This is a genomic window from Corynebacterium stercoris, assembly GCF_024160105.1.
Taxonomy (GTDB): domain Bacteria; phylum Actinomycetota; class Actinomycetes; order Mycobacteriales; family Mycobacteriaceae; genus Corynebacterium; species Corynebacterium stercoris.
In genome coordinates, this window is the sequence record NZ_JAMFTQ010000028.1 from 1 (window position 1) to 1,408 (window position 1,408).

The window sequence follows — 1,408 nt, forward strand, 5'->3', positions numbered from 1 at the left end:
GTGCGCCAGGCTGCGCTGGCCAGGGTTGAAGCGGGTGAGGGGGTGTATGCCGTCGCCCGCGATGTAGGCGTGGGACCGGATCGGGTGTACGCCTGGATGAAAGCTGCCGGGGTTACACCACCCCAGACCAAAGGCGTGCGTGATAAGGCGGAGAGTGTTGCGCGTGCGTGCCGGTTGGTTCAATCGGGCATGACAGTTACCGAAGCCGCTGACACGGTTGGGATAACCCGTAGTGTGTTGCGCAAACAGCTGGCAGGCGGCAGCGGCGATGATCATCAGGTGCCAGCACCGATGCGTACTCAAGCCACCACCGAAGCCCCAGACGATCCGGCGCAGCTGCCACGCATCGGCCGGGGTCGCAGGCTTACGGTCGAAGACCGTGTGATGATTCAACAAGGCTGCGCTAAAGGGTTGTCCGCCCGCGCGATCGCTGGCTCTATTGGGCGTCACCATAGTGTGGTCAGCAGGGAAATCACCCGTAACGGGTGGGTAGTAACCGGCGAGGACGGTACCACGACACGGTTGTATAACGCCCACAACGCCGGGGTCAGTGCCGCGGGCAGGTTGCCGCGGCCGAAAAAGCGCAAACTTGATGCCAACCCAAAGCTTCGGTCCTTCGTGATAGCAGGGGTGGCGCGTCGCTGGTCCCCCGGGCGTATCAGTGCCTGGCTGGATCGGTTATTCCCGGATGATGAGAGTATGCACATCTCCCATGAAGCGATCTATGCAGCGCTCTACGTCCAGGCCAAAGGCAGCTTAAGACAAGAGCTCGAAGCGGTGATGAACACCCAACAGGTGCTCATCCGCGGTGGCACCAAGCGCAAACCCCGCGCCCGCAACGCTGGGATCCTCAGCCGTAAACCGTGGGTCGAAGGTGCTGAGATCACCACCCGCAGCCCGGACGTTGATGACCGGGCCATACCAGGGCATTGGGAAGGCGACCTCATCATCGGCAAAGGCGGCAAAAGCGCGCTGATTACCCTGGTCGAGCGCACCAGCCGCTACACCCTGCTGGGTCATCTGCCCGACGAGCACAGCTCTGAAACCGTTGTGGAAACCCTTCAGGCCATGGTCAAAGACCTTGATGCGGAACAGTTGAAAACCATCACCTGGGACCAAGGCGTGGAAATGGCAGCAACGGCCCGGGTGAAGATCAAAGACGGCTGCCAGGTCTTCTTCTGCGACCCGCGTTCGCCGTGGCAGCGGCCCACCAACGAAAACACCAACGGGGAGATCAGACGCCGGTTCTACGCAAAAGGCACCGACTTTAAAGCCATCACCCCAGAACACGTGGCCTGGGTGCAAAACGAGCTCAATGAAACACCCCGCCAAATCCTCAACGGCGCAACCCCACGTGAGATACTCCACGAAGTATTCAAACGTGGCGCAAACACCGCATGACACCGCC

The 1,408-nt window shown here is 60.9% G+C and carries 1 protein-coding gene; it reads left to right on the forward strand.

The window, feature by feature from the left end; translation table 11 throughout:
• On the forward strand, window positions 1-1,401 hold the full coding sequence (locus tag M5J20_RS11295; protein WP_253579626.1) for an IS30 family transposase: 1,401 nt from the start codon (window positions 1-3) through the stop codon (window positions 1,399-1,401).
• Window positions 1,402-1,408: the final 7 nt, after the last annotated feature.